General features: G+C 63.4%; 26 protein-coding genes. 10 read left to right on the top strand and 16 right to left on the bottom strand.

Annotation, left to right across the window (positions count from 1 at the left end; translation table 11 throughout):
* Nucleotides 1–6: 6 nt before the first annotated feature.
* The 4 genes from yjfF to QCE73_RS18365 are packed head-to-tail and all read right to left on the bottom strand — an operon-like array spanning nt 7 to nt 4,563.
* Nucleotides 7–1,029 carry a galactofuranose ABC transporter, permease protein YjfF gene (gene yjfF, locus QCE73_RS18380; RefSeq protein ID WP_035500439.1) on the bottom strand — a complete coding sequence of 341 codons (1,023 nt, stop codon included), beginning with the start codon at nt 1,027–1,029 and terminating at the stop codon, nt 7–9.
* Nucleotides 1,026–2,084: an ABC transporter permease gene (locus tag QCE73_RS18375; RefSeq protein WP_238212277.1), complete on the bottom strand. Its 1,059-nt coding sequence runs from the start codon at nt 2,082–2,084 to the stop codon at nt 1,026–1,028. Before QCE73_RS18375 ends, yjfF begins: the two co-directional genes overlap by 4 nt.
* Nucleotides 2,077–3,597, bottom strand: a complete 1,521-nt coding sequence (locus QCE73_RS18370; protein ID WP_309882868.1) for a sugar ABC transporter ATP-binding protein — start codon at nt 3,595–3,597, stop codon at nt 2,077–2,079. Before QCE73_RS18370 ends, QCE73_RS18375 begins: the two co-directional genes overlap by 8 nt.
* Before the next feature lie 6 nt (nt 3,598–3,603).
* Nucleotides 3,604–4,563 carry an ABC transporter substrate-binding protein gene (locus QCE73_RS18365; RefSeq protein WP_035500445.1) on the bottom strand — a complete coding sequence of 320 codons (960 nt, stop codon included), beginning with the start codon at nt 4,561–4,563 and terminating at the stop codon, nt 3,604–3,606.
* Nucleotides 4,564–4,945: 382 nt separating this feature from the next.
* Between QCE73_RS18365 and QCE73_RS18360 the strand changes: the two genes are divergently transcribed.
* Genes QCE73_RS18360 through QCE73_RS18345 form a run of 4 tightly spaced genes read left to right on the top strand, consistent with a single transcriptional unit; the run spans nt 4,946 to nt 6,610 of the window.
* Nucleotides 4,946–5,113, top strand: coding sequence for a hypothetical protein (locus tag QCE73_RS18360; RefSeq protein ID WP_309882865.1), 168 nt, complete (start codon nt 4,946–4,948; stop codon nt 5,111–5,113).
* A gap of 3 nt (nt 5,114–5,116) precedes the next feature.
* On the top strand, nt 5,117–5,299 hold the full coding sequence (locus QCE73_RS18355) for a DUF6726 family protein (RefSeq protein WP_035500446.1): 183 nt from the start codon (nt 5,117–5,119) through the stop codon (nt 5,297–5,299).
* Nucleotide 5,300: 1 nt separating this feature from the next.
* Nucleotides 5,301–5,921, top strand: coding sequence for a hypothetical protein (locus QCE73_RS18350; RefSeq protein ID WP_309882862.1), 621 nt, complete (start codon nt 5,301–5,303; stop codon nt 5,919–5,921).
* A 20-nt stretch (nt 5,922–5,941) separates the two neighbouring features.
* Nucleotides 5,942–6,610, top strand: a complete 669-nt coding sequence (locus tag QCE73_RS18345; RefSeq protein WP_309882859.1) for a flagellar basal body L-ring protein FlgH — start codon at nt 5,942–5,944, stop codon at nt 6,608–6,610.
* A 59-nt stretch (nt 6,611–6,669) separates the two neighbouring features.
* On the opposite strand, the gene QCE73_RS18340 is transcribed toward QCE73_RS18345, so the two are convergent.
* The 4 genes from QCE73_RS18340 to QCE73_RS18325 all read right to left on the bottom strand — a co-directional run bounded on the left by QCE73_RS18340 (nt 6,670) and on the right by QCE73_RS18325 (nt 9,204).
* Entirely contained in the window at nt 6,670–7,104 is a 435-nt protein-coding gene (locus QCE73_RS18340; protein WP_309882856.1) for a hypothetical protein, read from the bottom strand.
* Nucleotides 7,105–7,267: 163 nt separating this feature from the next.
* Nucleotides 7,268–7,681 (bottom strand): DUF3592 domain-containing protein, encoded by a 414-nt coding sequence (locus QCE73_RS18335; RefSeq protein ID WP_309882854.1) that lies wholly within the window; start codon nt 7,679–7,681, stop codon nt 7,268–7,270.
* Nucleotides 7,678–8,160, bottom strand: a complete 483-nt coding sequence (locus QCE73_RS18330; protein WP_309882853.1) for a type VI secretion system tube protein Hcp — start codon at nt 8,158–8,160, stop codon at nt 7,678–7,680. Before QCE73_RS18330 ends, QCE73_RS18335 begins: the two co-directional genes overlap by 4 nt.
* A 288-nt stretch (nt 8,161–8,448) precedes the next feature.
* Nucleotides 8,449–9,204, bottom strand: a complete 756-nt coding sequence (locus QCE73_RS18325) for a response regulator (protein WP_309882851.1) — start codon at nt 9,202–9,204, stop codon at nt 8,449–8,451.
* A gap of 241 nt (nt 9,205–9,445) precedes the next feature.
* Here QCE73_RS18325 and QCE73_RS18320 point away from each other — a divergent pair, with 241 nt between their 5' ends.
* The 3 genes from QCE73_RS18320 to QCE73_RS18310 are packed head-to-tail and all read left to right on the top strand — an operon-like array spanning nt 9,446 to nt 12,377.
* The gene (locus QCE73_RS18320; RefSeq protein WP_187606810.1) at nt 9,446–10,174 is read left to right on the top strand and encodes a response regulator; all 729 of its coding nucleotides are present in this window, start codon (nt 9,446–9,448) and stop codon (nt 10,172–10,174) included.
* Nucleotides 10,175–10,179: 5 nt separating this feature from the next.
* Nucleotides 10,180–11,487, top strand: coding sequence for an ATP-binding protein (locus QCE73_RS18315; RefSeq protein ID WP_187606809.1), 1,308 nt, complete (start codon nt 10,180–10,182; stop codon nt 11,485–11,487).
* Nucleotides 11,484–12,377, top strand: a complete 894-nt coding sequence (locus QCE73_RS18310) for a tyrosine-protein phosphatase (RefSeq protein WP_309882846.1) — start codon at nt 11,484–11,486, stop codon at nt 12,375–12,377. The genes QCE73_RS18315 and QCE73_RS18310 overlap by 4 nt, the downstream gene beginning before the upstream one ends.
* A 9-nt stretch (nt 12,378–12,386) precedes the next feature.
* Here the strand turns inward: QCE73_RS18310 and dld are convergent, their stop codons facing one another.
* The 7 genes from dld to QCE73_RS18275 form a co-directional block, all read right to left on the bottom strand.
* Nucleotides 12,387–14,126: a D-lactate dehydrogenase gene (dld, locus tag QCE73_RS18305; RefSeq protein WP_309882845.1), complete on the bottom strand. Its 1,740-nt coding sequence runs from the start codon at nt 14,124–14,126 to the stop codon at nt 12,387–12,389.
* A gap of 7 nt (nt 14,127–14,133) precedes the next feature.
* A complete protein-coding gene (locus QCE73_RS18300) occupies nt 14,134–15,462 on the bottom strand; it encodes an MFS transporter (RefSeq protein ID WP_309882843.1) in 1,329 nt (442 codons plus the stop codon).
* A gap of 207 nt (nt 15,463–15,669) precedes the next feature.
* Entirely contained in the window at nt 15,670–16,437 is a 768-nt protein-coding gene (gene glcC / locus QCE73_RS18295) for a transcriptional regulator GlcC (protein ID WP_309882840.1), read from the bottom strand.
* Nucleotides 16,438–16,674: 237 nt separating this feature from the next.
* Nucleotides 16,675–17,205, bottom strand: coding sequence for a hypothetical protein (locus QCE73_RS18290; protein WP_309882838.1), 531 nt, complete (start codon nt 17,203–17,205; stop codon nt 16,675–16,677).
* 27 nt (nt 17,206–17,232) lie between these two features.
* The gene (locus QCE73_RS18285) at nt 17,233–17,688 is read right to left on the bottom strand and encodes a hypothetical protein (protein WP_309882835.1); all 456 of its coding nucleotides are present in this window, start codon (nt 17,686–17,688) and stop codon (nt 17,233–17,235) included.
* Between the two features lie 172 nt (nt 17,689–17,860).
* Nucleotides 17,861–18,868 carry a lipopolysaccharide biosynthesis protein gene (locus QCE73_RS18280; protein WP_309882833.1) on the bottom strand — a complete coding sequence of 336 codons (1,008 nt, stop codon included), beginning with the start codon at nt 18,866–18,868 and terminating at the stop codon, nt 17,861–17,863.
* Between the two features lie 549 nt (nt 18,869–19,417).
* Entirely contained in the window at nt 19,418–20,293 is an 876-nt protein-coding gene (locus QCE73_RS18275; RefSeq protein WP_238212259.1) for a LysR family transcriptional regulator, read from the bottom strand.
* Nucleotides 20,294–20,433: 140 nt separating this feature from the next.
* Between QCE73_RS18275 and QCE73_RS18270 the strand changes: the two genes are divergently transcribed.
* From QCE73_RS18270 to QCE73_RS18260, 3 genes are read left to right on the top strand one after another with little or no spacing between them, the layout of a single operon-like run.
* A complete protein-coding gene (locus QCE73_RS18270; RefSeq protein WP_309882830.1) occupies nt 20,434–22,188 on the top strand; it encodes an acyl-CoA dehydrogenase family protein in 1,755 nt (584 codons plus the stop codon).
* Nucleotides 22,185–23,378 carry a CoA transferase gene (locus QCE73_RS18265; RefSeq protein WP_309882828.1) on the top strand — a complete coding sequence of 398 codons (1,194 nt, stop codon included), beginning with the start codon at nt 22,185–22,187 and terminating at the stop codon, nt 23,376–23,378. Before QCE73_RS18270 ends, QCE73_RS18265 begins: the two co-directional genes overlap by 4 nt.
* Before the next feature lie 53 nt (nt 23,379–23,431).
* Entirely contained in the window at nt 23,432–24,748 is a 1,317-nt protein-coding gene (locus QCE73_RS18260) for an MFS transporter (protein ID WP_309882826.1), read from the top strand.
* A 12-nt stretch (nt 24,749–24,760) separates the two neighbouring features.
* Here the strand turns inward: QCE73_RS18260 and QCE73_RS18255 are convergent, their stop codons facing one another.
* Nucleotides 24,761–26,506, bottom strand: a complete 1,746-nt coding sequence (locus QCE73_RS18255) for a tannase/feruloyl esterase family alpha/beta hydrolase (RefSeq protein ID WP_309882824.1) — start codon at nt 26,504–26,506, stop codon at nt 24,761–24,763.
* Nucleotides 26,507–26,728 lie beyond the last annotated feature (222 nt).

Here is a 26,728-nt window from a genome sequence, read left to right as displayed (position 1 = left end):
TCGTCGTCAGCGTTTCGCCGCGCCGCGCTCACCGAAGGCCCGCTGCGACAGACAGAACACGAGCAGCAGCGCGCCGACCGCGATCTTCGTCCACCACGAACTGAGCGACCCGTCGAAGGAGATAAGCGTCTGGATGATGCCGAGCAGCAGCACGCCGAACAGCGTGCCGATCACATAGCCGACACCGCCCGTCAGCAGCGTCCCGCCGATGACGACCGAAGCGATCGCGTCGAGTTCGAGACCCATCGCGTGCAGGCCGTAACCCGAGAGCATGTAGAACGTGAACAGCACGCCGCCGAGCGCCGAGCAGAACCCCGACAGCGCATAGGCGCCGATGGTCGCCGCGTTCACCGGCAAGCCCATCAGCAGCGCGGAATGCGGATTGCCGCCGACCGCGTAGATGGTGCGTCCGAACGGCGTGTAATGCGCGACGAACACCGCGGCGGCAAGCACGACGAGTGCGATCACCGCGCCGAGCGACAGCGACGCGCCGCTCATCACGGGAATGCGAAGCTGCGAGACGGCCGCGTACCACGGGTCCGTGATGCTGATCGAATCGATGCTGATGAGATAGCACAGCCCGCGCGCGAGGAACATTCCCGCGAGCGTGACGATGAACGGCTGCAGCCGAAAACGCGCGATCAGCCAGCCCATCAGCGTGCCGAACGCGGTGCCCATCGCGAGCACGAGCGGAATCACCACGAGCGGATGCCAGCCCGCCTTTTCGACGAGCGCGGCGGAAACCATCGTCGTGAGCGCGATCACCGATCCCACCGACAGATCGATGCCGCCCGACAGAATCACGAAGGTCTCGCCCACCGCGACGACGATCAGAAACGCATTGTCGATCAGCAGATTGAGAAAGACCTGCGGCGAGAAGAAGCCGGTGTACATCACCGAGCCGAGCACCGATACGGCGATGAACAGCGATATCGTCGCGGCGAGCGGCAGGTAGCGGCTGCGCGATGTCTTGCGCGGCGGCGTATCGCCCTTGCGATGCTGCGTGAGCGTGGGCAGGCCCGAATTCATCGGCGCACCTCGCGGTCGGAAAGAGCGGGGCGGCGCGCAAACTTCGCGACCGTCGCGCGGAATTCGCCCGATTGCAGCATCATCACCACGAACACCACGATTGCCTTCACGACGAGATTCACCTCCGGCGGCACGCCGAGCGAATAGATCAGATACGTGAGCGTCTGGATGATAAGCGCGCCGATCACGCTGCCCGCGAGCGTGAAGCGCCCGCCGGTCAGCGCGGTGCCGCCGAGCGTGACGGCGAGGATCGCGTCGAGTTCGAGCAGCAGGCCCGCGTTGTTGCCGTCGGCGCTTTTCACGTTCGAGCTGATCAGTATGCCCGCGACGCCCGCACACAATCCGCTGAACGCATACGCGCCGAGCGTGAGCCTGCGCGCCTGCACGCCCGCGACGCGGGCGGCGGTCGGATTGATGCCGATCGCCTGAAGGAACAGCCCGAGCGCGGTGCGTGTGATCGCGAGATAGAGCAGCACGAACACGAGCGCGACGATCAGGATCGACACCGGCACGCCGAGCAGATAACCGCCGCCGAAGAAGAAGTAGGGCGAGTAGTAGATCGTGATGATCTGGCCGCTCGTGATGAGCTGCGCGATGCCGCGTCCGGCGACCATGAGAATGAGCGTCGCGATGATCGGCTGCATGCCCGCGCGCGCGACGAGCACGCCGTTCCACAGCCCGCACAGCAACGCGACGCCGAGCGCGAGCACGATCACGACGGGCAGCGGAAAGCGCGTGACGGTGCCCGCGACCGACCCGCCGATCGCCCATGCGGCGACCGCGCCCGCGATGGCGACGACCGCGCCCACGGAGATATCGATGCCGCGCGTCGCGATCACGATGGTCATGCCGAGCGCGACGACCGCGAGCGGCGCGGCGCGATTGAGAATATCGACGAGGCTGCCGTAGAGATGATGATCGCGCCATTCGACATGCAGGAAGCCCGGATTGAACGCCGCGTTCAACGCAAGCAACAGCGCGAGCGTGACGATCGGCCAGCCGAGCCGATGCTCCATCGCCGAGCGAAGCATTCCACGCCGCACGGTGTCATCCATGTTCGGCTCCGATCATTTCGCAGACGGTGTCCTCGCTCGTTCCCGCCGGAAGCTCGCCGACCTTGCGACGGTCGCGCAACACGACGATGCGGTTCGCGATGCGCACGATCTCCGAGATCTCCGACGAGATGAAGAGCACCGCCATGCCTGTCGATGCGAGGCGCATTATTTCGTCCATGATTTCCTGCTTCGCCGCGACATCGATGCCGCGCGTGGGCTCGTCGAGTATCAGGAGGCGCGGCTCGGTCGCGAGCCATCGCGCGATGAGCGCCTTTTGCTGATTGCCGCCGGAGAGCAGGCCGATCGGCATGTCGAGCGTCGCGGCCTTGATGCCGAGCGCGCGCACGAAGCGTTCGGCGAGCGCGTTCTGTTCGGCGCGCGTGAGGCAGCGTCGCGCGCCCATGCGCGCCTGCAACGCGAGCGCGATGTTCTCGCGCAACGACAGCTCCGCGACGATGCCATCCGCCTTGCGCTCCTCCGGACAGAACGCGATGCCGTGACGGATCGCCTGCGCGGGCGTCGCGAACGACACCGGTACGCCATCCATGCGCAGTTCGCCTTCATCGGGCTTCTCCAGACCGAAGAGCAGCTTCGCAAGCTCGGTGCGCCCGGACCCGAGCAGCCCCGCGACGCCGACCACTTCGCCCGCGCGCACGCGCAGATCGAGCGGTTGCAGTTGTCCTTTCTGGCCGAGCCGGATGGCGTCGAGCACGGCGTTATCCGCGACGCCTGCCTCGGACTCTTCGGGCGGCGCCTGACGCGCCTGCGCGGCGGCGAGCTCGCGCCCGAGCATCGCCGCGATGAGCGCCTGCGTGCCCAGTTCGCTCGCGCGCCATTCACCGACGCGCCGGCTGTTGCGCAACACCGTGATGCGATCCGAGATCGCGTAGACCTGATTCAAAAAGTGCGTGACGAACAGAATGGCGAGACCCTGTTCGCGCAGACGGCGCAGCACGTCGAAGAGGCGGCGCACTTCGTCGTCGTCGAGGCTGGAGGTCGGCTCGTCGAGGATCAGCACTTTCGACGACAGCTTCAACGCCCGCGCAATCGCGACCATCTGCTGCACGGCGACCGAATAACTCGTCAGCACGCGCGTCACGTCGATATCGAGCCCGATGCGCGCGAGCAGCTCACGCGCCTGCCGGTTCGTCGCGTCCCAGTCGATGCGATAGCCGGCAAGCGCGCCGCGTCGCGGAAAGTAGCCCGCGAAGATGTTCTCCGCCACCGAGAGATTGGGGCAGAGATTCACTTCCTGATAGACCGTGCTGATGCCGAGCTTCTGCGCGTCGAGCGGCGACTCCGGGCGAATCGCGCGGCCGTCGAGCAGGATTTCGCCGGCGTCGAGACTCACGACGCCGGTGAGCACCTTGATGAGCGTCGACTTGCCCGCGCCGTTCTGTCCCATCAGCGCGTGAACCTCGCCCGGATGAAGGACGAGGTTCACATCCTGCAACGCATGCACGCCGGCGAAGCGCTTGTCGATGCCTCGCAACTCCAGTACGGGTGATGTCATCGGAGATCAGTATTTGCGATTTGGGAATTCCTTCGCCGCGACCTCCATCGGGAAGATGCTTTCCTGCGTCACGATGCGCTTGGGCACGGACTTGCCCGCCTTGATGTCCTTCACGACCGACATCAGTTGCGGCCCGAGCAGCGGACTGCATTCGACCGATACATTGAGCTTGCCCGCCATCATCGCTTCGAACGCGCCCTTCACGCCATCGACGGAAATGATGATGATGTCCTTGCCCGGCTTCATGCCCGCTTCCTCGATAGCCTGGATCGCGCCGATCGCCATGTCGTCGTTGTGCGCGTAGAGCACGTTGATCTTCTTGCCCTCGGCCTTGAGGAACGCTTCCATCACTTCCTTGCCCTTCGCGCGCGTGAAGTCGCCGGTCTGCGAGCGGATGATCTTGAACTTCGGATCGGACTTGATGATTTCCTCGAAGCCCTTCTTGCGATCGATCGCGGGCGCGGAACCTACCGTCCCCTGCAATTCCACGATATTGATCGGCCCCGCGTTGCCTTTTTCCTTCTCGACGAGCCAGCGGCCCGCCTTGCGGCCTTCCTCGGTGAAGTCGGAGCCGATGAACGTCACATAGAGCGTGTCGTCCTTGCTGCTGATCGCGCGGTCGGTGAGCACGACGGGAATCTTCGCGTTCTTCGCTTCGACGAGCACGGTTTCCCAGCCGGTTTCGACGACCGGCGAGAACGCGATCACATCGACCTTTTGCGCGATATACGAGCGGATCGCCTTGATCTGGTTTTCCTGCTTCTGCTGGGCGTCGGAGAATTTCAGGTCGATGCCGGCTTCCTTCGCGCTCGACTTGATCGACTCGGTATTCGCGGTGCGCCATTCGCTTTCGGCGCCGACCTGCGCGAAGCCGAGCACGATGGGTTTCTGCGCGAAGGCGGGAAGCGGGAGCATTGCGCTCAGGGGCGCGGCGGCCATCGCGACTAACACGGTGCGGCGTTTCATGTCAGTGGTTCCTCCATCCGTTGGCTATTTATCGATCTTGTTCGAATGATTCTGGAATAACCTTTTAATTCGTTGTTCTATTTATCTCTTCGCCATTCCGGTATTTGGGTTTTTCAACTGTCGATGCAACGGCGCCGAGATAGATTGACTATATGAAGCTATTCGCCCACTTTTAATTCACGTTAACCCGCTTTTTGCGCGTAACAGTCATACCATCTCGCCGCTTTCGCCGCGTTGCAGCAATAACTGGTAACAGCGGCGTAACGGCTCGTAAGCTCTCGCGAAAAGCGTGTTTTTCTCGTGCGATCGCCTTAGCGCGCGCTCACGGAAGATTGCCGCGTTGCAATCCGCAACGGTCTTCCGCCTTCAAGGAGCGCGCAGCATGAACGTCACCAGCCCGAGCACCCAACACACGACGCAAGCGTCGTCGCACACGCTGCCCATCAGGCGCGGCACCGATACCCCGACGGTGGAAACCGGCACGCCGAACGCGAAGACGACGCCGGGCAATCCGGCGCATCTGGGCAATCACGTCGATACGACCGCGTGAATCATGGCGACGTCATTTCGTCTCGTACTCGCGTGCGTCGCGCTCGCGGCGTGCCCGATCGTGCTCGATGGCTGCGCGCTCGCGGCGTTGCCGTGCCGCGTGACATCGGCCGCGCTGAAGATCGTGCCGGTCGTGGGTCATGCCGCGTCCACGCCCTTCGATGCCTGCGCCACCGCCATCGACTGACATGAAGCGAACGTTCCTTGGTTGTGCCTTTCTCGTTTGCATGGCGATGCCTGCGTTCGCGGCGGCGCAAAAGCCTTTCGACTTCCGCGGCCTGCGGCTCGGCATCTCGCTCGATGCGTTTCGCCACGAGGAGCCCGCGCGCGCGACGCCGCCGGGCAGCGTCGCCGTGTGCGACACGGATCTCGAAGCGGCTTCGCTCGGCATGGTGCTGCGCGATGCGCACAGCCTGTCGATCGCGTGCAAGTGGGCGCATCGCACGCAAAGCGGATGGAGCGAATCGCTGGCGGTCGTCGATGGCGCGCCCGCGCGCGATCACGTGCTGCGCTTCATGGCGATGCCGGGCGATGCGTCGCCCCGGCTCTATCGCATGTCGTTCGTGATCGACGCGCGTGTCGCCGATGACTTCGCGCAGGCGCTGTCGTCGAAATTCGGCAAGAGCCGCGTCGAGCGCGCGAACGGCTATCAGACGCGCACGTGGGAAAACGCTGCGAGCTCGATCACGCTGGAAGCGAACGGAGCGGCGGCGTCGGCGCGCGTGATCTATCGGCTGAAGGCATACGAGGCGTGGCTGCGCGATACGACCGACAGATGGCGTCTTGCCGCGGTGCACGACACGCCCTGAATCGAAGGAGAGGATTGTTCATGAAACTGGCGTCATTGCCATGCGCGGCGTTCGTGCTCGCGCTCGCCGCGTGCTCGTCGTCCGGGTCGCGCTCCATCGTCGAGATGCCGACTTATGCGCCGGCCGTCGCGCAGCCGGTCAATGTCAACACGTTGGGCGCGATCTATCAGGCGGGCAGTTCGGTCTCGCTGTATGAGACATCCCGCGCACAGAAGGTCGGCGACGTGCTGACGATCCGGCTCGCGGAGTCGTATCAGGGCAGCAATTCCGCGGATGCCAGCGCGAGCCGCGCGAGCAGCATCAGCGCCGAGGCCGCCGACAAGTCGAGCGGGGCGGCGGCGCGGCTTGCGCGGCTTTTCAACGTCGGCTCGGCGGAAACGTCGTTCAGGGGCAATGGCAGCACCAGCAACCTTTCCGCGATGAGCGGCACGCTGGCGGTGTCGGTTATCGGCACCTTGCCGGGCGGCAATCTCGTGGTCGCGGGCGACAAGATCATCGCGATGAGCGGCAATCAGGACCGTCTGCGATTCTCGGGCATCGTCAATCCGAAGGATATCGAGGCGGGGAATTATGTGGCGTCGAACAAGGTGGCCAATGCGCGTATCGAACAGGCGGGCGTGGGGATGCTCGCCGATTCGACGACGATGGGGTGGTTGCAACGGCTTTTTATGAGTGTGTTGACGTTTTGATGATGCGGGGCGGGGGCGATGCGCGTCACGCCAGCGTCCCTTAGCGGATTCAAGCGTGCTCAGTGCGACGTGTCCTGGTATGGTCCATCGTAGGAAATTGAGCCGAGCATCGGCGAAACGCCGATGGCATCTACCAGGCCTTCGCTTACGCCAGCCAACACGACGAGAGCCGTGGCAGACTGAAACAGAACGTTCGTGAAGAGTCCCGGATTGAACAGCCACGCCACAACCATGCCCTGCTTCAGTCCCGTTAAGAACAACGTGAAGCTTCCCGCGACAAGCACACCGCCGCCGAACTCTAAACTGAGGGTTAGCCCGGTGTAGTCCGTGCGTGTCAGCTCCTTGTTCCTGAGCCGAAAAATCGCACCGCCGCCTTCGAAGTCGCTGGTTGCGCCGGTCCCGGCAATGGTGCCGCCCTTCGAAATGAACCGAGGCAGTTTGATTTCGGGCAGACGAAACCGGGAAGGCAAGCGAGCCGCCAGGCCCAGACCCATTCCGCCGGTATGGTAGGTGAACTTGAATTTGCGTCCGGTCGGATCGCCACCTTGGAGGTACGCACAAACTCGAGGGTAGATGGCAGAAAAGAAAGCTGGATGCAGAACAAGGCTATGCCGCTGAAAACAACAGGCCAGTTAATGCGACGCCGTGTGCGGTCAGTCATCGATTCCCCTCGGATATCGACTTCCACCTGGCAGAAAGACCGAGTAATTCGCCCACAAGCAGACCCATCGCCGGCCACGCAAAGAACAGGCGAACGCCCCAGACGTCCCACAGGGTACTCACCTCTGCGACATAGGGCTGCCTTGGGTCGTAACGCATCTGAACCTTGTCGCCCACGCTGAGCGACGACTCGCTGCTCGCTGTCACCGAAATGTGCTGTCCATCCAGGGTCGTGAATTCGACTTGGGGATGCTTGCCGTCTGGCACCAGCTTTACCACTTCGCCCGGAACGACTTTTGAAGTTTTCAGGAAGTCGACAGTAGACGGGAGAGCAGGACGCTGAATGCAGAGAAGAAAAATTCCCAGAAGGGCTGCAAATAAACCGATACGACGCTTCACGGGCTTAATCATCGGCGCAAATCATGCTCAACGGTTGCTTTCGGGCCGGGAAGTCCAGCCACTCCCTTCGCATACTCGTGTTTGAACTCGCTGAATGAGAGTCCGACCTCCTCGTAGTGACCACCCGCGCAATCGTATGGCTTGATACTCATGACCATGACGTTCTCCAGCGTCAGGCTCAAAAACGGCTGGGGCGGGAGCAGTGTGCCGACCGCGCCCACAGCCTGGGGTTGCGCAGTCGGCTTGTAGGCGCGCAACAAAGCTTTGGCTGCCACCCTGTTCTGAATCAGGTAATTCAGCAATCCAGATGATGCAAGACCAACCTCGTGAACAAAAGTGAGGTGATCGACCGATGTCTTATTTTGAGGTGATTGGTCGCGCACGTTGCGAGACAGCAGCCAATCCCAGCTCACCACGTCAATCTCTCCTTCGTGACCAAACACGTTTGATTCCCCCGTGATGCCGTCAATTTTCAAATAGATGTTTGTCACCAAGCAACTCTCGCCAATTGTCCAAAGGCGTCGGAACGACTTTCATAGTTTCGATGAAAGCGAGTGTGATGGCTCAGTGACAACACAATTTGACGCGATGCATCCCGTAAATCAGCTTCGCAAAACAACTAGGAGTTTTCGACTGGACGAGTGACAAAGTGATCCGGTGTCCGGTTTTAAGCTAGTAATCCTATTTATTGCAGAGAGCCAAGATTAGCGGGGAAGCCATGGAAACACGGACCGTTTCTGTCCGCTTCTGGTTTCTACTAAGCGATGGCTTCCATTTTTTCAGCCGACCTCATCCACCTGCGCCGCAATCCGCCCCGCCGCAGTCGGATCCCCATGCGGTACAAAAATATACCCCTGCCCCCAAACCGTCTGCACATAACGCGGCTCCGACGGATCGACTTCAAGCAGCCGCCGCAGCCGCCAAATCGCCACATCGAGACTGCGATCGCGATGCGCTCCATTCCCACGCATCTTTTCGTTCAGCTCCGTGCGCGTGAGCACGATCATCGCGTTCTTGACGAGCGTTTTGAGCAGCGCGAACTCACCCGAGCGCAGCGTGATGCGCTCGCCGTCGCGGCGCAACTCGCGCGCGCCGAAGTCCATTTCGAAGGGGCCGAAACGATAAGACGGCCGAATCTCCGGCGCGCTGGCCGTGATCGGCGGAACGCTCTCGAAGCGCCTCAGAATCGAGCGGATGCGTGCGAGCAGCTCGCGCGGATCGAAGGGTTTGCCGAGGTAATCGTCCGCGCCGAGTTCCAGCCCGATGACGCGATCGAGCACGTCCGAGCGCGCGGTCAGGAGGATCACGGGGATATCGTCGCGGGCATTGCGCAATTCGCGCAGCGCGCTGATGCCGTCCTTGCCGGGCATCATCACGTCGAGCACGATCATTGAGGGACGCTCGGCCTGCACGCGGCGCTTGAGGTCCATACCGTCGCTGAGAACGGAGACATCGAAGCCGTGCTGCTGCAGATAGTCGCGAACGTGATCGCGCACGACGGGGTCGTCGTCGACCATCAGTACATGTGGTTTCATTCGCGGATTCTAAGCGCTAGGCCCATGCCGTCGCGACCGCCGCGAACTTTCCATTTCTTTCCGTTACGGCGTGTTTCAACGGCGATGCGCGGCCCGGTCTCCGGCGTGCGCGGGTCCACGGGAATTAGCACGCACGTGCTCCGCGCGTTCATCGCGTCCGGGATGGCTTCCGTAAACATCCGTAATGTCGCGCCACGCGCACGACGCGCGATTACGGATTAAGGCCGAATAAAATTTTGAGATGTCTACATCGGTTCTCATCGTCGACGACGACCCCGCGGTGCGCGACCTGCTGCGCCGCTTCTTCAATACGCAGGGCATCGACGTTTCCGTGCTGCACGACGGCGGCGGGCTGCGCCGGCGGCTGGAACTCGAACGTCCGTCCATCGTCGTGCTCGACATCATGATGCCGGACATCGATGGCCTGCGCGCGCTGCGCGATCTGCGCGCGGCGGGCGAGGACATTCCGGTGATCTTCGTGACCGGTTGCGATAGCGTGCCGCAAAAGATCGCCGGGCTGCAGTCGGGCGCGGACGACTACCTCGCCAAGCCGTTCGATCCGCGTGAACTGCTCGCGCGCATCGAGGCGGTGCTCAGACGCCGCGCAAGCGCGCCGAGCCGTCCCGAGCCCGCGCCGCGCGAACGCTTCGGGCGTTTCGAAGTGGATTTCGTGACGCGCTCGCTGTCGAGCGGCGGCGAACGCATCGCGCTGCGCGACAGCGAGTTCGCGTTGCTCAAGGTGTTCATCAAGCATCCGTACAAGGTGCTGTCGCGCGTGCTGATTCACGATCTCGTCCATCGCGACGATCTGCCTTTCCGCGATCGCGGCCTCGACGTGCCGATCTGGCGTCTGCGCCGCCTCATCGAAGACGATCCGTCGCATCCGCGTCATGTGCAGACCGTGCGCGGGCAGGGCTACGTTTTCGTTCCCGACACGGACGCTCCGGCTTTCGACTGGACCGGGGCGTAACCACGATGCGTTCCGGTTTCTGGCAGTCCGCGCGTAGGCCGCGCGGTTTCATCGACACGCTGTTCGGCCGCATGGCGATCGTGTCGATCTGCGTGCTGCTCGCGCTTCAGGGCGGATGGTTCGCGATTCTCCACGTGCAAGGGCCGCACAAGGAAGCCGATGGCTACGCGCGCGCGTTGCTCATCGTGCTCGAAGCGGCGCATAACGATGTCGCGCTCGGCGGGCGGCTCATGCGCGAGACGCGCGTGCATATCGTGCCGGTGTGGAACATGCCCGAGCCGCTCACGCTGCGCGATCCCGCGAAGACGCGCCATGCGCACCTCGCGCGCCAGCTCGCCGACCGCTTGCCGGAAGGCTCGCAGATCGCCATCGATATCGACGGCCACAACAAGTCGCGGCTCTGGGTGCGTTATCCGCAGAGCAACGTGTGGATCGTCGCGCCGATCGATCTGCCGCCGCCCGCGCCGTTCATCACGGAGGGCATCGTGCTGCTCGCGGGCGCGCTCGTGCTCTCGCTCATCGCGACATGGCAATTGCAGCGTCCGCTCGCACGCGTCGCGCAGGCGGCGCGTCGCTTCGGCGGCGGCGAGCGGCCGGTGCCCGTCGAGGAAAACGGTCCGCGCGAATTGCGCGAACTGATCGGCGCGTTCAATCAGATGATGAAGAAACTCACCGACGCCGACGACGATCGCGCCGTGATGCTCGCCGGCATCGCGCACGATCTGAAGGCGCCGCTCACGCGATTGTCGCTGCGCGCGAGCGTGCTTGCGAAGGACGAACGCGAGCGCGCCCATTTTCTGCGCGACATCGATTCGATGACGCGCATCGTGCAGCAGTTTCTCGAATTCGCGGGGCGCTCGTCTTCGGATAACACGAAGACCGGCGTCGATGCGTTCATCGCGGAGCAGTTCGCATCGCCCGAAGATGGCGACGAGCCCTTGTTCGCGCTGTCGCTCGAAGCGGGCGATACGTTCAGACTGCCGCGGACTTTCATCGATCGCCTGATGACCAATCTCGTCGACAACGCGCTCGAGCACGGCGAGCCGCCCGTGGAGATCCGCACGGCGCGTCAGGGCGATGACTGGCTGATCGAAGTGCGCGACCACGGACCCGGCATTCCCGATGAGCGCCTCGACGACGTGTTGCGGCCGTTCGTGCGGCTCGACCCCGCGCGCAGCGGCAACGGCCATTGCGGGCTCGGGCTCACCATCGTCGAACGTCTTGCGCGCGAAGAGCGCGGCCGCTGCGAAATCGGCAATGCCGAAGGCGGCGGGTTGATCGTGCGCATCGTCATTCCCTGCGAAGAAACATGAAGCCCGCTTCGTCCATGCGTTCGATGCCTTTGTCGCGTCGTGCTTTCATCAGAGGCGGCGCACGCGTGGCGCTGCTTTCGAGCACGTTCGGCGCGAGTGCGCTGCTGTCGGCATGCGGCGGCGCGGGCGACGATCAGAGCGTCACCGAAACGCCGAAGCTATCCACCGTCGAAAACTTCCGCGATGTTGCGGGGACGGGCGAAGGCTATCCGACCGTCGATGGCGCGCGCTTGCGGCGCGGCGTGTTCTATCGCTCGGGCGCGCTCACGCCCGACGATGCCGACGCGGCCGCGCTCGCGCGCTTGTCGCTGAGCGCGGTGCATGATCTTCGCGTGGTGGGCGAGGCGTCGCTTGCACCGGATCGCGTGCCGTCGGGCGCGGTGCGTGAGACGCATGAGATCGCGCCGATCGACGTCGCCGCCGCGGCACCGGCCGACGCCGCGGCCGCGAGCGCATGGATCGTCGAGCGCCAGCGGCAACTCGTCACGGACCCGGTCGCGCGTTTGCAGTTCGGCCTTCTGCTGACGCGACTCGCGCGCGTGTCGGGCCCGCAGGCGATTCACGGCACGGCGGGCAAGGATCGCACCGGCTGGGCGGCGGCGCTCCTGCTCTCCATCGCCGATGTGCCGCTCGACGTGATCATCCAGGACTATCTGCTGACGAACACCGTGGCGCAGACGCAGATCGATGCACGCATGACCGCGCACGCGACGCGGCTTGGAACCGATACGCAGACCGTCGCGCCGCTGTATCAGGCGCAAAGCGCGACGATCGAAGCGGCGTTCGACGAGATGCATCGCGAATACGGGACGTTGAGCCGCTATCTCGCGCAGGGCTTGTCGATGACGAGTGCGGATGTGGCGATGTTGCGGGCGAAGTTGATCGCGTAGACGACGCGTTCAGGCTTCCGCCGCACGTTCCCGATAAGCCGCGAATTTCGATGTCTTCCCGATCCCCGGATTGAAGCAATTGCACGGATCGAGTTGCTTGTAGAAGTCGGCAAGCTGCGGCTTCGCCTCGTACAGATGCCCCACGTTGTGCTCGGCGGGATACTCGGCGCCACGTTCATCGAGCAGTTCGAGCATCTCGTGTTCCAGCGCCATGCAGTCGTTGCCCTTGGCGACGATGTAGTCCTGATGGAACACGTGACACAGAAAGTGCCCGTAATACAGCTTCAAAACGATCGGACGCTCGATCTTTTCCGGCAGTCGCTCGAACCAGTCGCGGTCGTTGCGCCGTAACGCGATATCGAGCGCGACGATATCCTCGACCTCGCGATGATGCACCGCGCGATAGCGCACCGCCGCGCTCGCCGCCGCGAAGCGATGCAGAAAGGCTTTGCGGCCTTCTTCATCGGTGCATTCGAAAAACGCGCCGCCGCCGTTCGCGAAACGTTGCGCCAGAAACGCGCGTGCGTCCTCGATGCCCGCCGCCGGCACCTTCAGCATCAGATGATGCTCGTACTGTTCGCGATACCTCGTCAGACGCGCGGGCAGATGATCCGGCAAACGTTCGCTCAACCATTGCAGCACGCGATCGCTCAAGTGCTTCGGCATGAAGCCGAGGCGCTCGAACCACGCATCGCAACGCGTCTTCAGATTGAAGAACAAGGGCAATCGATCCGTGCCGAACTTGTCGACGATGACGAAGAGGTCCTTGCCGTATTGCTTCGCGACATCGAACGCATCGCGATGCAGATACTCGCCCGCGATCGGCAGATGCGTGAAGTTCGCGAGCGCGTGGCGTCGAATGTCGGTCAGCACGTTCGTGTCGTTCGTGCCGATATAGAACACCTTCGCGCCTCGCTCGGCGGCGAACGTGTCGAGACGCACCGCGAACGTCATCACCTTGCCCGCCGAGCCGGATGCTTCGAACAGACGCCGCGGATCGGCGTTGAAGCGCGCGGGCGTGGCAGCGTCGATATCGCGGACATGTGTCGCGTATTCGTGATCCGAGGCGGCCGCGCCTTCGCGAACATCGGCATCGGTGAACGTGCCGTTTTCGATGCGCGCGAGAATCTCGTCGGGCGTGCTGCCGAGTTCGATGCCCAGATGATTCACGAGGCGTAGCACGCCCGATGCATCGACGGCGGCGAACACCGCCATCTCCGTATAAGCCGGCCCGCGATGCACGAGCGAGCCGCCCGAGTTGTTGCTGATCCCGCCCAGCACCGATGCGCCGATGCACGACGAGCCGATCACCGAATGCGGCTCGCGTCCGAGCGGCTTAAGCGCGCGTTCGAGTTGATCGAGCGTCGTGCCGCCGATGCAGACCACCTGAGTTCCGCCCTTGAGCAGATGCACGCGTCTGATGCGCGTCGTGCTGACGATGACGATGTCGCGATCGTAGCTATCGCCATCGGGTGTCGAACCGCCCGTCAGACCCGTGTTCGACGCCTGCGTGATGATGATCGCGCGCGCGGCGATGCATGAGGCAAGCACGCGCCATTGCTCGACGAGCGTGCCGGGCCGCACGACCGCCAGCACGCGGCCGCTGCCGAAGCGATAGCCGGTGCGATAGCGGCGCGTTTCGCCGTCGCCGGTGAGCACGTTGTGCGTGCCGACGATATCGCCGAGCGATGCGAGCAGGCTCGTGCGCGACGCGCCGAACGAACGGGCGGAAGGGGCGGTGACGGACATGATGGCCTCACGCGCGGCGCGGTGCCGAAGACGAAGACTCCGCCGATGATCCCGCCGTCGCGCGCTGCGTGAGCGTCAGCACCGCGCCGACGACGAGCGCACCCGCGACCACGACGAGACCTGCATTCGTGCTATGCGTGACATCCTTCATCCAGCCGATGATCGACGGACTCACGAAACCGGCGAGGTTGCCGATCGAGTTGATCATCGCGATGCCGGCTGCCGCGGCGGTGCCGGTCAGCACGCTGCTCGGATAGGTCCAGAAGACCGGCATCATCGACAGCACGCCGGCCGTGCCGACCGACAGCGTGACCAGCGCGAGCGTGAGGTTGCCCGTGTGAAGCGTGCTTGCGTAGAAGCCCGCCGCAGCCGCGATACCCGCAAGCGCGAGATGCCAGCGGCGTTCGTTGCGCCGGTCGGAAGAGCGCGCGACGAGAATCATCGACACCATCGCGACCGCGTAGGGAATCGCGGTGAACAGGCCGACGTCGAGCGCGTCCTTCACGCCCGCCGTCTTGATGAGCGTCGGCAGATAGAAGCTCACGCCGTAGAGGCCCATCATGCAGCAGAAGTAGATCGCGGCGAGCCGCCACACACGGCTGTTCGACACGACGCTCTTCAGCGAATGATCCGCGCCGGCGGGTTCATCGCGTGCGATGTTGTCTTCGAGAAGCTGCTTCTCCTGCGCGTTGAGCCACGACGCGGCGCGGATGCCGTTCGGCAGCATGAACAAGGTCAGGATGCCGAGCACGAGCGACGGAACCGCTTCGAGCAGGAAAAGCCATTGCCAGTTCGACAGGCCGTGAACGCCGTTGAACGCCTGCATGATCCAGCCCGACAGCGGACCGCCGACCACGCCCGCGACCGGAATGCCGATCATGAAGAGCGCGTTCATGCGGCCGCGCCGCTTTCCCGGATACCAGTAGGTCAGATACAGCACGATGCCCGGAAAGAACCCGGCCTCGGCGACGCCGAGCAGAAAGCGCAGCGTGTAGAACATCGCGGGCGTCTTCACGAAGAGCGACGCCGCCGACACCAGCGCCCACGTCACCATGATGCGGCTGATCCACACGCGCGCGCCCACGCGATGCAGCAGGATGTTGCTCGGCACCTCGAACAGGAAATAGCCGATGAAGAAAATACCCGCGCCCAGCCCGTACACGGACTCGCTGAACTTCAGGTCGTTGAGCATCTGCAGCTTCGCGAATCCGACGTTGACGCGATCCAGATAGGCCGCGACGTAGCAGATGAAAAGGAAGGGCAGCAGACGCAAGGTCACTTTCGCATACGTCGCGTTTTCGAACTCGGTCGTGGCTGTCGGGCTGGTTGGGTTCATCGTGAGAGTCTCCTGAATCGTGCGGCTTCGTGCCGCTACTGGCTTTGCTGCAGCGCATTGTTCCGCGCCAGTAAGAGACTGTCGAGATGTCGAACCACTGGTCCTACCACTTCTTTTTCGCGTGCCAGATGTGCTTTTCCGCGTGAATCAATGGCGGCGAGGGCTCGCGGTCTTTCGCACGCTTGTGCGTGCACGCGCGGCGCGGGATCACGTCCAGCCCTTGAGCCGCAAGGTCGCGCGCACCAGGCGCTGCTCTTCGGCCTCGATTTCCCGCATGCAGGCGGTCGTCGTCGCGATATGCGCGCTCGCGGCCTTGCGCGCCTGCTCCGGCTGTTTGCCGAGCACGGCCTTGTAGAGACGGGCGTGCTGTTTATCGATGACGCGCTTTCGCGCCTCGCGATGGTAGAGGTTGTTGACCGATGCGAACACCGAACTGAGCAGCAGATCCGTGAGCGAACTCAGCGTGTGCACCAGCACGGGATTGTGCGACGCCTCGCAGATCGAGAGATGGAAGTTATAGTCGAGCCGCGCGCGGGCCGATTCGCCCACGTCGCTCTCGTTCGCGGCGAGCATCTCTTCGTATCGGCGGGTGATGAGCGCGAAATCGGCCTGCGTGCCGCGCAGCGCCGCCAGTCGCGCCGATTCGGCTTCGAGCATTTCGCGCACTTCGAAGATGTCGTACAGGGTGCGCGGCTGCGAACCGAGCAGATGCATCATCGGCGTGAGCGCGGGCTGCGTCGTCAGCGCGGCGACGAACGAGCCGCGTCCGTGCGAGGTTTCGATGATGCCGCGCGTGCGCAGCACCTTCAATCCTTCCCGCACCGCCGATCGCGACGCGCCCAGCTTCGCGGTCAGCCGTCGCTCGGAAGGCAGCGCCTGACCGGGTTTCAGCACGCCGTCGACGATCAGCGCTTCGATACGTCCGGCGACGACATCCGCGATCTGTAACGCCTCTTCCTGGTTGTCTTCGAGCATGCTGCGCCTCACTGGTCCGACCACTTGCAAAAGAATCTTCGTTCAGGGCGATGCTAGCATTCCTGAAGTCGGCGTGAGTGCTCGGCCATTCGAAGTAGTCGGACCAAAAAAAGACGGCTCGCCAGAAAACAAATGGCGAGCCGCAAGAGGGATCGGTCAACAACTACAGCGTGGGCAGATTAGCATTGCTTCGACGCGCGAAATCGCATCGGAAAGATGCCGTAAGGAAAGCGCGCATTACTGTGTGCGGGAGACCACCATCCGGTCCACCAGCGCATCCAGCTTCTGCCGCGCGCTCGCGAAACGGTCGATGTTCAGACCATTCGTGTCATACCGCGCGGTCACGAGAATCTGCCCATGCCGCACGAGCGTCAGATCGATCGCCGACAGATACGACACCGGCTCGCTCGTGAAAGCGCGCCGGTCCCAACTGGTCGTCGCGCCGTAGACGAGCATCGCCTCGCAACCGGGCGGCGACGTGCCGGGGTTGTAGACCACCGAATTCACGCCGCGCCGGCGCAACGCGACTTGCAGCACGGGTACGAAATCGCCCGTCGCCACGCTCTGATTCAATTCGATGCATACGGATTGCAGCGCAGCGGGCGGGCCCGTCACCGAAGTCGGCGAAGAATAGTTCGACGCAACCGTGAAGCCCGCCTGCACGAGCGAGCCCGCAGCATCGGCGGCGGTGATCAGCGTCCACGTGCAGCCGGAAAGCGCACCCGCGCCGACAGCAAGGAGTGCGCGAGAAAGGTGCGTTCTGAACATGCTCTCGCCGTCGTCCGCGATCGGAACTCAGCGGACGATGCGCAGCCGCATCGTGTTCGGCGTTTCTATCGTGGCGGTCATCGTGACGACGTGCTTGCCGGTCACGTTGCGCAGCGCGAAGTGCTGACGCGTGGCCGTGTTCACGTCGTGACGCACGTCGGGAAAGCAGGCGGCGATGTCCGCGCCGAGTTCCTGCAACGGGTCGCCCACGAAGCCGTCCGGGCCCCAATGCGCTCGCCAGCGGCAGTCATAGACATGCGCGCTGCCGCGGCATACGCCCTGGCCGGGCGAAGCGGTCGGCATCAGCGGGCGACCCTTGGCGAGCGTATCGAACGAGGGCGAATCGACGATGGTCTGTAGCGCGGAGCAGACGTCGGGGAGATCTTCGGCGGATGCGGAAAGCATCGGCGCCATGAGCGATACGGCGACGAGCGCGCGACGCATCGAGAGGAGACGGAAGTTGCCTGAAGGTTGAGCTTGCATGACTTGGCGTAGTGTCGAAGGAAGATGGGCGTGATGTCCTCGGCGGACATCACGCATCGAGATCTTCCCGCTATGCGCCGCGATTCGATATGCGGAGCAAAGCGCCAATCGTGCAGGTTATTTCAAGCTATTAATTCGGCGGCAACTTTTTCGTTTCTTGCCGCCGATCGACTTACATCGGGTGGCTCTGCACGAAGGCTTTGTACGCCCAGTACGCGGCCTTCTTCGTGATGCCGTCGCCTTCGAGAAGACCGTAGGCGCCTTCGCCGTCGTCATAGAGCTGGAAGGCCTGAATCGACTGGATGTTGTACTTCGACGCGACGCTCGCGAATTGCGCCATCATCAGATTGCCGGTCATGTATGTCGCAATCTGATCGTATGAACCGAAGTCCGGGCGCACGCCGAACTCGTTGATCCAGATCGGCTTGCCCATGTCGTGGAGCATCTGGAGCACGTCATGGCATCCCGTGCCGCCGCAGGCATGCGTGATGTCGCCTTCGTTCGAATACCAGTGCCACGACGTGACATCCCAGCTCACGGCCGGATGACCCCAGGTGCCATCCGGTTGCGAGCCGTCCGCGAGCATCTGGAAGAACGCGGTGTGCATCCATGTGCCGCCCAGCACGATCTTCGCCGAGCCGTCGACGGACTTCACGCCCGCGATCAGGCCGCGGATCGCGCCGCGCGCGAGCGTGTAGGACCAGTTGTTGTACTGATACCAGACGGTGCCATCGACATTGCCGATGAGCGCCTTCGCCTCCAGCTCGTTGCCGACCTCGTAGTACTTGTAGTGATAGCTGTTCGCGGTTTGCTGACCGAGTTTGAAGCCCGCGTTGTAGGCGTCGTCCTCGCTGTCGTAGTTGAGGTTCATGAGCATCACGGGATACACCGTCACGCCGCCTTCCTCCATCGTCTTCGCGACGCCGGCGACCATGTTCGCCGATGTCTGACTGTAGACGTCATTGCGATAGATCGTCGCGCCGAGATCCTGCAACTGCGAGAGCTGCGTCTGCACACTCGTGAAGTCGTATGCGCCGCCGTTGCTGTTATGGCCGTTCGCGCCGTAGAAGATCGAGCCGCTGCCGCTGGCGGCTTTCGCGGTGGACTTCGGCGATGCGGCGCTCTTGCCGGTCGAGGCGGTGTCGGCGGGGCTGTCGCTGCCGCCGCAAGCGGCGAGCATCACGCTTGCGACGACCGCCGCTGCGATGGATTGGGAAAAAAAGGGAAGGGCAGAACTGTTCATATCGATGAGATTGACCAACCGGAATGCGCACAGCGATCGCGTGCGTTGCGCATCGGAAGCGATTGGTAAGTATCGTTAGTAACCCGAACGACTGCCTGATGTGGTTTGCTGCATCGGGCGCAGACGGTGCGCCAGAACATTCAGGGGCAGTGCAGAGATCGGATAGCGGGACCGCCGCCAGATATCTGGCGCGCGCTCGAAGATGACAGGCTCGATTCGAGCGCTTGGCATCGGTAACATGTGCAACGACTGCATGTCGGGGACGTCAAAATTGCTGACGATGACGCGAAGTACTTTCTACGCGGGACATGCGCTGCCGGTATCAACTCAGCGAGGCAAGATTACTTTGTTCTGATGTGGAAGTAAACCGGACATCAGAAAAAACATCTTGCCTGTAGTGAGATTTCGAATAGTCCCTTCTACGTTTTATCTCTTTGAACGTAACCGTTTCTATGGGCGAAAGGGCATGCACCGAACGTGAAGTCGCTACGACTTCCGCAAAAACGCCACGAAGCTCCGCGTGACATCTGAATGACTTTCGGCGCGCGTCAATCGCAGGATCTGCGAAGGAAACGGATTGCGCGTGAGCGGCCTGAAGACGGCGCGTTGCGATTGCGTCTTCGCCAGCGCTTGCGGCACCAGCGCGACGCCCATGCCGAACTCGACCATCGTCACGACGGTCTGCCACAAGCGCGCTTCGTGACGAATCGTCGGACTGAAGCCCGCATCGACACACGTCGCGATGATCTGATCGTGATAGTGCGGAGAGACGGCGCGCGGAAAGAGAATGAACGGATCGCGCGATAACTGGCTCAACTCGATTCGTCTTCGTTTCGCGAGCCGGTGATCGACCGGCAGGCAACACAGAAACGCCTCCGAGGACCACAGATGGCTTTCGACCTCCGCCGGAAAATGTCCCCAGTGCGCGAAACCGAGATCGATATTCAATTGCTGCAACGCCCGCGCCTGTTCCGCCGTGTTCATCTCCTTCAACACGATTTCGACGGAAGGATGATCCGCTTCGAAGCGCTGCACGGCTTCGGGCAAGCCGCGATACAGCATCGAATTGACGAAGCCGATGCGCAGACGCCCCGCGAGTCCGTGCGCCGAACGCGTCGTCACTTGCGCTACTTCCTCGGCCTGCTGCAAGAGGCGCTGCGCCTCACCGAGCAATACGTGGCCCGCGTTGGTCAGCGCCACGGACTTGTTGCTGCGCTCCAGAAGCTTCACGCCGAGGTGTTCTTCGAAACGACGGATATCGAAGCTCAATGCCGGCTGCGAAATGAAAAGCCGGCGCGCTGCGCGCCCGAAATGCAGTTCCTCCGCGACCGCGACGAAATAGCGAAGCTGCTTCAGTTCCATCGGCTTTCTCCGGCGCTACGATAGACGGATCTTATCGTACGTGCCAGCAATTGTATTGGACGGTTATCGAAAGCGAACGTAGTCTGGTTTCAAGATTGGCGCAGCGCGGGTTGCGCCACACAAAAGCCAGGAGACAGTTCATGCAAGACATCCGTCCCGATGCGGGCACGTCCAACATTCCAGACAGCCGCGGCATCAACTTCTTCAACAAGGATCCGTCGTTCAGCGCGCTGCTGAAGAGTTATCTCGGCGAGACGGCGTATCGCGGCATCGAAGAACAACTCGTCGATCTCGGTCAGCGCGCATCCGATGAACTCGACGCATGGGCGACCAATGCCGATCATCATCCGCCGGAACTGCGTCAGCGCACGCGGCGGGGCGAAGCGTTGCAGCATATCGACAAGCATCCGGATTACGTCGCGCTCGAACGCGTCGCGTATGCCGAGCTCGGTCTCGCGGCGATGAGTCATCGTGAGAACGCGCCGCCGCCGCTCGTCAAATACGCGCTCACGTATCTTTTCGTGCAGGCGGAGTTCGGCCTGTGCTGTCCCGTCAGCATGACCGATTCGCTCACGCGCACGTTGCGCCGCTTCGGCACGAAGGCGTTGATCGAGCGCTATCTGCCGATGCTCGCATCGCAAGATTTCGACACGCTGTATCAAGGCGCGATGTTCATGACCGAACAGGCGGCGGGCTCGGATGTCGGACGCATCGCGACACGCGCGACACGCAGCGTCGATGCGCACGGCAATGAAGTGTGGAAGCTCACGGGCGACAAATGGTTCTGCTCGAACGCCGACGCCGATCTCGCGATGGTCCTCGCACGCCCCGACGACGCGCCCGACGGCATCAAGGGTCTCGCGCTCTTCCTTCTGCCGAAGACGCGAGAAGACGGCACGCGCAACGCGTATCGCATCGTGCGGCTGAAGGACAAGCTCGGCAGCCGTTCGATGGCGAGCGGCGAGATCGTGCTGGAAGGCGCGCACGCGTATCTCATCGGCGAGGTAGGGCGCGGCTTTCATCAAATGGCGGACATGATCAACATGTCGCGGCTGTCGAACGGCGTGCGCGCGGCGGGGCTCATGCGTCGCGCGTTGACCGAAGCGCTGCACGTCGCGCGAAATCGCGAGGCGTTCGGCCGCAAGCTCATCGACATGCCGCTGATGCAGCGCCAGTTGCTCAAGCTGATGCTTCCCGCTGAACAGGCGCGCTCGATGTTCATGCAGATCGCGACGCTGCTCGCGCGCGCGGATCGCGGTGATGCGCTCGCGGCGAAGTGCGTGCGCATTCTCACGCCGCTCATCAAGTTCCGCGCATGTCGCGATGCGCGCCGCGTGACGGGCGATGCGATGGAAGTGCGCGGTGGTGTCGGCTATATCGAGGAATGGGCCGATCCGCGTCTCGTGCGCGATGCGCATCTCGGCTCGATCTGGGAAGGCACGAGCAATATCGTCGCGCTCGATGTCGCGCGGGCCGCGCGTCGCGAGGGCGCGCTCGATACGCTCGCGCAATACGCCGGCGCGATGCTCGACGATTGCGCGTTGCCATCGGCGAGCACTGCGATGTTGCGCGATGTGTTCGCACGCGCATGCAAAGCACTCGACAGCGTCGCGGAATGCGGCCGCGACGAATCCGTGCGCGCGGCGGCGAGCGCGCTCTATCACGCGAGCACTGCCGTGCTCATGGCGACGGAAGCCGCACGCGTCGCGCCCGATCATCGCAGACTCGCGCTCGCGCATCTGATCGTGCGTCACAAGCTGATGCCGCGCGATCCGCTCGCGCCGCATGACGTGCGCGACGACGCGCCGCTCTTGCGCAAGCTCGTCGATGAAACGCCCGTCACCATCGACGAAGCCATGACGCTTCTGCCGCGACGCGAAGGAGACGCACGATGAGCACGGCACGTATTCATGGCGCGCTGCACGGCCTGCGCGTGATCGATCTGAGCCGCGTGCTCGGCGGCCCGTATTGCACGCAGGCGCTCGCGGATCACGGCGCCGAAGTCATCAAGCTGGAACCGCCGGGCGGCGATGAAACGCGCGGCTGGGGGCCGCCCTTCGTCGGCGAGACGGCGTCGTACTTCGTCGGCGTGAATCGCAACAAGCAGGGGATTTGCGTCGATCTGTCGTCCGAGGAAGGGCGCGCGGTGCTGTGGCGATTGCTCGAAGGCGCTGATGTGCTCGTCGAGAATTTCAAGCCGGGGACGCTCGCGCGCTGGGGCATGGATTACGAGCGCGATCTCTCGAAGCGCTTTCCGCGCCTCATTCATTGCGCGGTGTCGGGCTTCGGTCCCGATGGCCCGCTCGGCGGCCTGCCCGGATACGACGCCGCGATTCAGGCGATGGCGGGCCTCATGAGCGTGAACGGCGAACGCGATGGTCCGGCGTTGCGCGTCGGCCTTCCGGTCGTCGACATGGTGACGGGTCTCAACGCACTTGCCGGTATTCTGCTCGCGCTCGCGGAACGCGAAAAGAGCGGACGCGGGCAGTCCCTCGATATCGCGCTGTATGACTGCGCGGTGTCGCTGTTGCATCCGCATCTGCCGAACTACTTCGGTAATGGACGCACGCCGCAGCGCAGCGGCAACGCGCATCCGAACATCGCACCGTACGACAGCTATCGCACTGGCACCGCGCCGATCTTTCTCGCGGTGGGCAACGATCGTCAGTTCGCGAAGCTCTGCGCGCATCTCGACGCGCCCGCACTCGCCGACGATCCGCGTTTCGTCGATAACAAGAGCCGCTGCGCGCATCGCCGCGAGTTGAAGGAAGCGCTCGAAGCGTTGCTCGAAGCGCATGAATGCGAGCCGCTCGCGGCGGCGCTGATTCGCGGCGGCGTGCCATGCGGCCCGGTGCATACCGTCGATGCCGTCGCGGCGCATCCGCATACGCTGCATCGCGAGCTGATCGTGGAACTCGGTGCGTATCGCGGCACCGGCACGCCGATCAAGCTGTCGCGCACGCCCGCGACGTATCGCACGCCGCCTCCCGCGCTGGGCGGCGATACGCGCAAGGTGCTCGATACGCTCGGCATCGATGCCGCCACGCAGCAGCGCCTTTTCGAAGCGGGCGTACTGAAGGGCTAGACAACCGAACGGACGAACCGGCACGCAGACCGGTCATCAACAGGAGACGATTCATGCATAGCAATGCTCACGGCGGCCCGGCCCGCCAGCCCGGCCGCGCGGCGTTCGCCGCGTTCCTCGGCACGACGATCGAGTGGTACGACTTTTATATCTACGCGACCGCATCGGCGCTCGTGTTCGGCAAGCTGTTCTTTCCATCGGGCGATGCGTTCTACAGCACGCTCGCATCGTTCGGCACCTTCGCGGTGGGCTTCTTCGCGCGGCCATTCGGCGGACTCGTGTTCGGGCATCTCGGCGATCGCGTGGGGCGCAAGAAGGCGCTCGTCGCCACGCTCGCGATCATGGGCGTGGGTACGGTAGGGATCGGCTTCCTGCCGACCTATGCGACCGCCGGCGCGCTCGCGCCCGCGCTGCTCGTGTTGCTGCGGGTCGCGCAGGGCATCGCGATCGGCGGCGAGTGGGGCGGCGCGGTGCTGATGGCAGGCGAACATGCGCCGCAAGGCAAGCGGACGTTTCTCGCGTCGTTTGCGCAGCTCGGCAGCCCCGCAGGTCTGATTCTCGCGTTGCTCGCGTTTCGCACGGTCGGACATCTGCCGCGCGAGACGCTGCTCGACTGGGGCTGGCGCGTGCCGTTCATGGCGAGCGCGCTGTTGCTTGTCGTCGGCGTATTCATTCGCGCGCGCGTCGCGGAATCGCCGGAGTTCACCGCGTATAGCGAGCGGCAGAAGCCCGCGCGCTTGCCTGTCGTCGATGTCTTGCGCAACGCGTGGCCCACGGTTCTGCTGTGTCTCGGCGCGAATGTTATCGGCGTGGCGGGCGCGTGGTTCGTGAACACCTTCATGCTCAGCTTCACGACGGAAACGCTCGGGCTCGAACGTGCGCTGGTTCTCGATTGTCTCTTCGTCGTCGCGTTCATTCAGCTCTTCACGCAGCTTGCATCGGGATGGATCGCGCAGCGTGTCGGCGCGAACCGCTTTCTCGCATGGGCCGCAGGGCTCGCGATGCTGTCGCCTTATCCGATGTTCGTGCTCGTGTCGACGGGACGGCCTGTCGCGATCGTCGTCGGTATCGCGATCGCGGTGATGTGCATGTCGAGTTCGTATGCGGTGATGGCCGGACTCATGACCGACGCGTTCGATGTCGGCGTGCGGTATTCGGCCATCTCGCTCTCGTATCAGTCGTGCGCGGCGCTGGCGGGTGGATTGACGCCGCTCATCGGCACCGTGCTCGCGCATGCGTGGCCGGGGCAGTGGTGGCCGCTTGCGTTGTTCTATAGCTCGCTCGCGGCCGTATCGCTCGTGTGTCTGCTCGGATTGCAGCGGCGCAGAGTGCATACGCGCGCCGCCGCAACAATGGCGATGATGGAGTGATGGCGTAGCCGCTTACGGCGCCGCGACCCCCTGCGTCTTCGGGCTATACGACGTATAGAAACTCGCCCCTGCCCACGCGGGCGCAGGATCGTTATACGGCGGCGCACCCTGAGCCCAGTTCGCTCCGTCGTGCCAGTCGCCGTTGCCGTTGAACTTCGCCACGGCCGGATACGGATAGACCGGACGCGATGCCGTCACCGCGTTCGTCGTCGCATCGGTCTGATAGGTCATGACGGCATTCGGCGCGGTGCTCTGCTCGACCCAACCGGTGATCTGCGATACGAGATCGATGTTCGGAAAGCCTTCGCCGCCGCCGCAATGACCCACGCCCGGTACCAGATACAGGCGCGAGAATTCGTTCGCGCTCGCTTCGCCCATCGTGTCCTTCACGGCCTGGTAATAGCGGATCGTGAAGAGCGGCGAGATATGCTGATCGGCCCAGCCGTGCCACACAATCAGCTTGCCGCCCGCATTCTTGAACGCCGACAGATCCGGGCTCGTCGCATCGTTGAGCGCATGGTTGGTCTGCAGATAGTTCGGATAGAAGCTCGCGTCGGTATAGCCGAAGGTGTCGATGTTCGGCATCGAGGGTGATCCCGTGAAGATCAGGTTATACGCGCCGGTCACGATCATGTAGCTGAAGAGGCTCGTCACGGGCACGGGCGCATCCGTCGAGTTCGAAGTCGGCACCTCGACGCCGATCCAGTTCGCTTCCGAGCCGTACAACGGCGAGCCGCCCAGCATGAGCATGCCGGTGTTCGCATCGGTCGGGCCGCTGTAGATCTTCTTCGCCGTCGCGACTTCCGCAGCGCTTAGGCAGTTGCTCGTGCTCGACGCGCTGGCCGCGCATTGAATGGTCGCGGGATCGAAATGACACGTGCGCGGATCGGCGATGAGGCCATCGGCCACGCTCGCCTGACCGCCGCATGCGGCGACGACGGCCTTGTGCAGCACCTGAGCCTTGTCGGCGTAGAGCACGGCCTTGCCGGCGCTCGTGCCCGTCGTGCTGTTCGATTCGACGTTCCAGCCGTGATAGAGCGAGTTCTGGATCTGGAAGTGCGCAGCAGGCGCGCCGGCGACGATGCCGTTGTAGTCCGCCGGATAGCGTTGCGCGGCCATCAGCGCCTCGCGGCCGCCATCGGAGCAGCCGACGAAGTACGAGTACTTCTGTTCCTGTCCGTAGTACGCCTTGATCAGCTTCTTCGCGGCGAGTGTCGTGATGTGCTGGCCGCGATACGCGAAGTCGGCCTGCTTCTGCGGATCGGTCGTCCATGCGGAACTCTGTCCCGAGTGGCCCATGTCGGTAGCCGCCGTGACGAAGCCGCCTTGCTGAACGAGCGGACAGGTATAGCTGAAGCTGAACGAGCTTTGCTTGGTCGGATCGCTGAGATTGCCGCACAGGCCGCCGCAGCCCAACTCGGCGAAACGCTGCGTCCACGAGTCGACCGGCAACGCGACCTCGAACGTGTTCGACGGTGCGAGCGTGCCTTTCACCGTGCAGAAATTGACGGTCGCGCCGTTGACCGTCGCGGCCGTGACCGTGGCCGAACTGATGGTGCTGCCGCCGCCGCCGATATCGCTGAGATCGATCGATGCCAGCTTCGAACAATCGACGACAGGCTTCACGACGGCCAACGGTGTTTTCGTGGCGCTGTCGCTGCCCGTGCTGCTGCTACCGCCGCCGCATGCCGCGACGGTGGCGGCCACGATGCACGCGGCCAGCAATGTCAGTAATCGCCTGGGATCCAGAGCTCTCATGCTTATCTCCTTGACTTCCTTTTGAATGGCGCGCGTTCGCATCGCCCGCACGACGACGCGTGCAGGCGATCGGACGCTCGAAGCGAAACGATTCGTTCTGGTCAGAAGCGGTGGATAATGCCGACGCCCGCTGCGAACATGCTGCGCGATGCCGACGGTGCGCCCTGGAAGCCATCGCCGATCGTCGCGATCGCTGCGCCCTGGCGCGGGGTCGTCGCCGCG

It is taken from the genome of Caballeronia sp. LZ029 (assembly GCF_031451275.1).
GTDB lineage: Bacteria > Pseudomonadota > Gammaproteobacteria > Burkholderiales > Burkholderiaceae > Caballeronia > Caballeronia jiangsuensis.
Note: the sequence above shows the minus strand (reverse complement) of the source record. Positions and strands in the feature narration are given on the sequence as shown.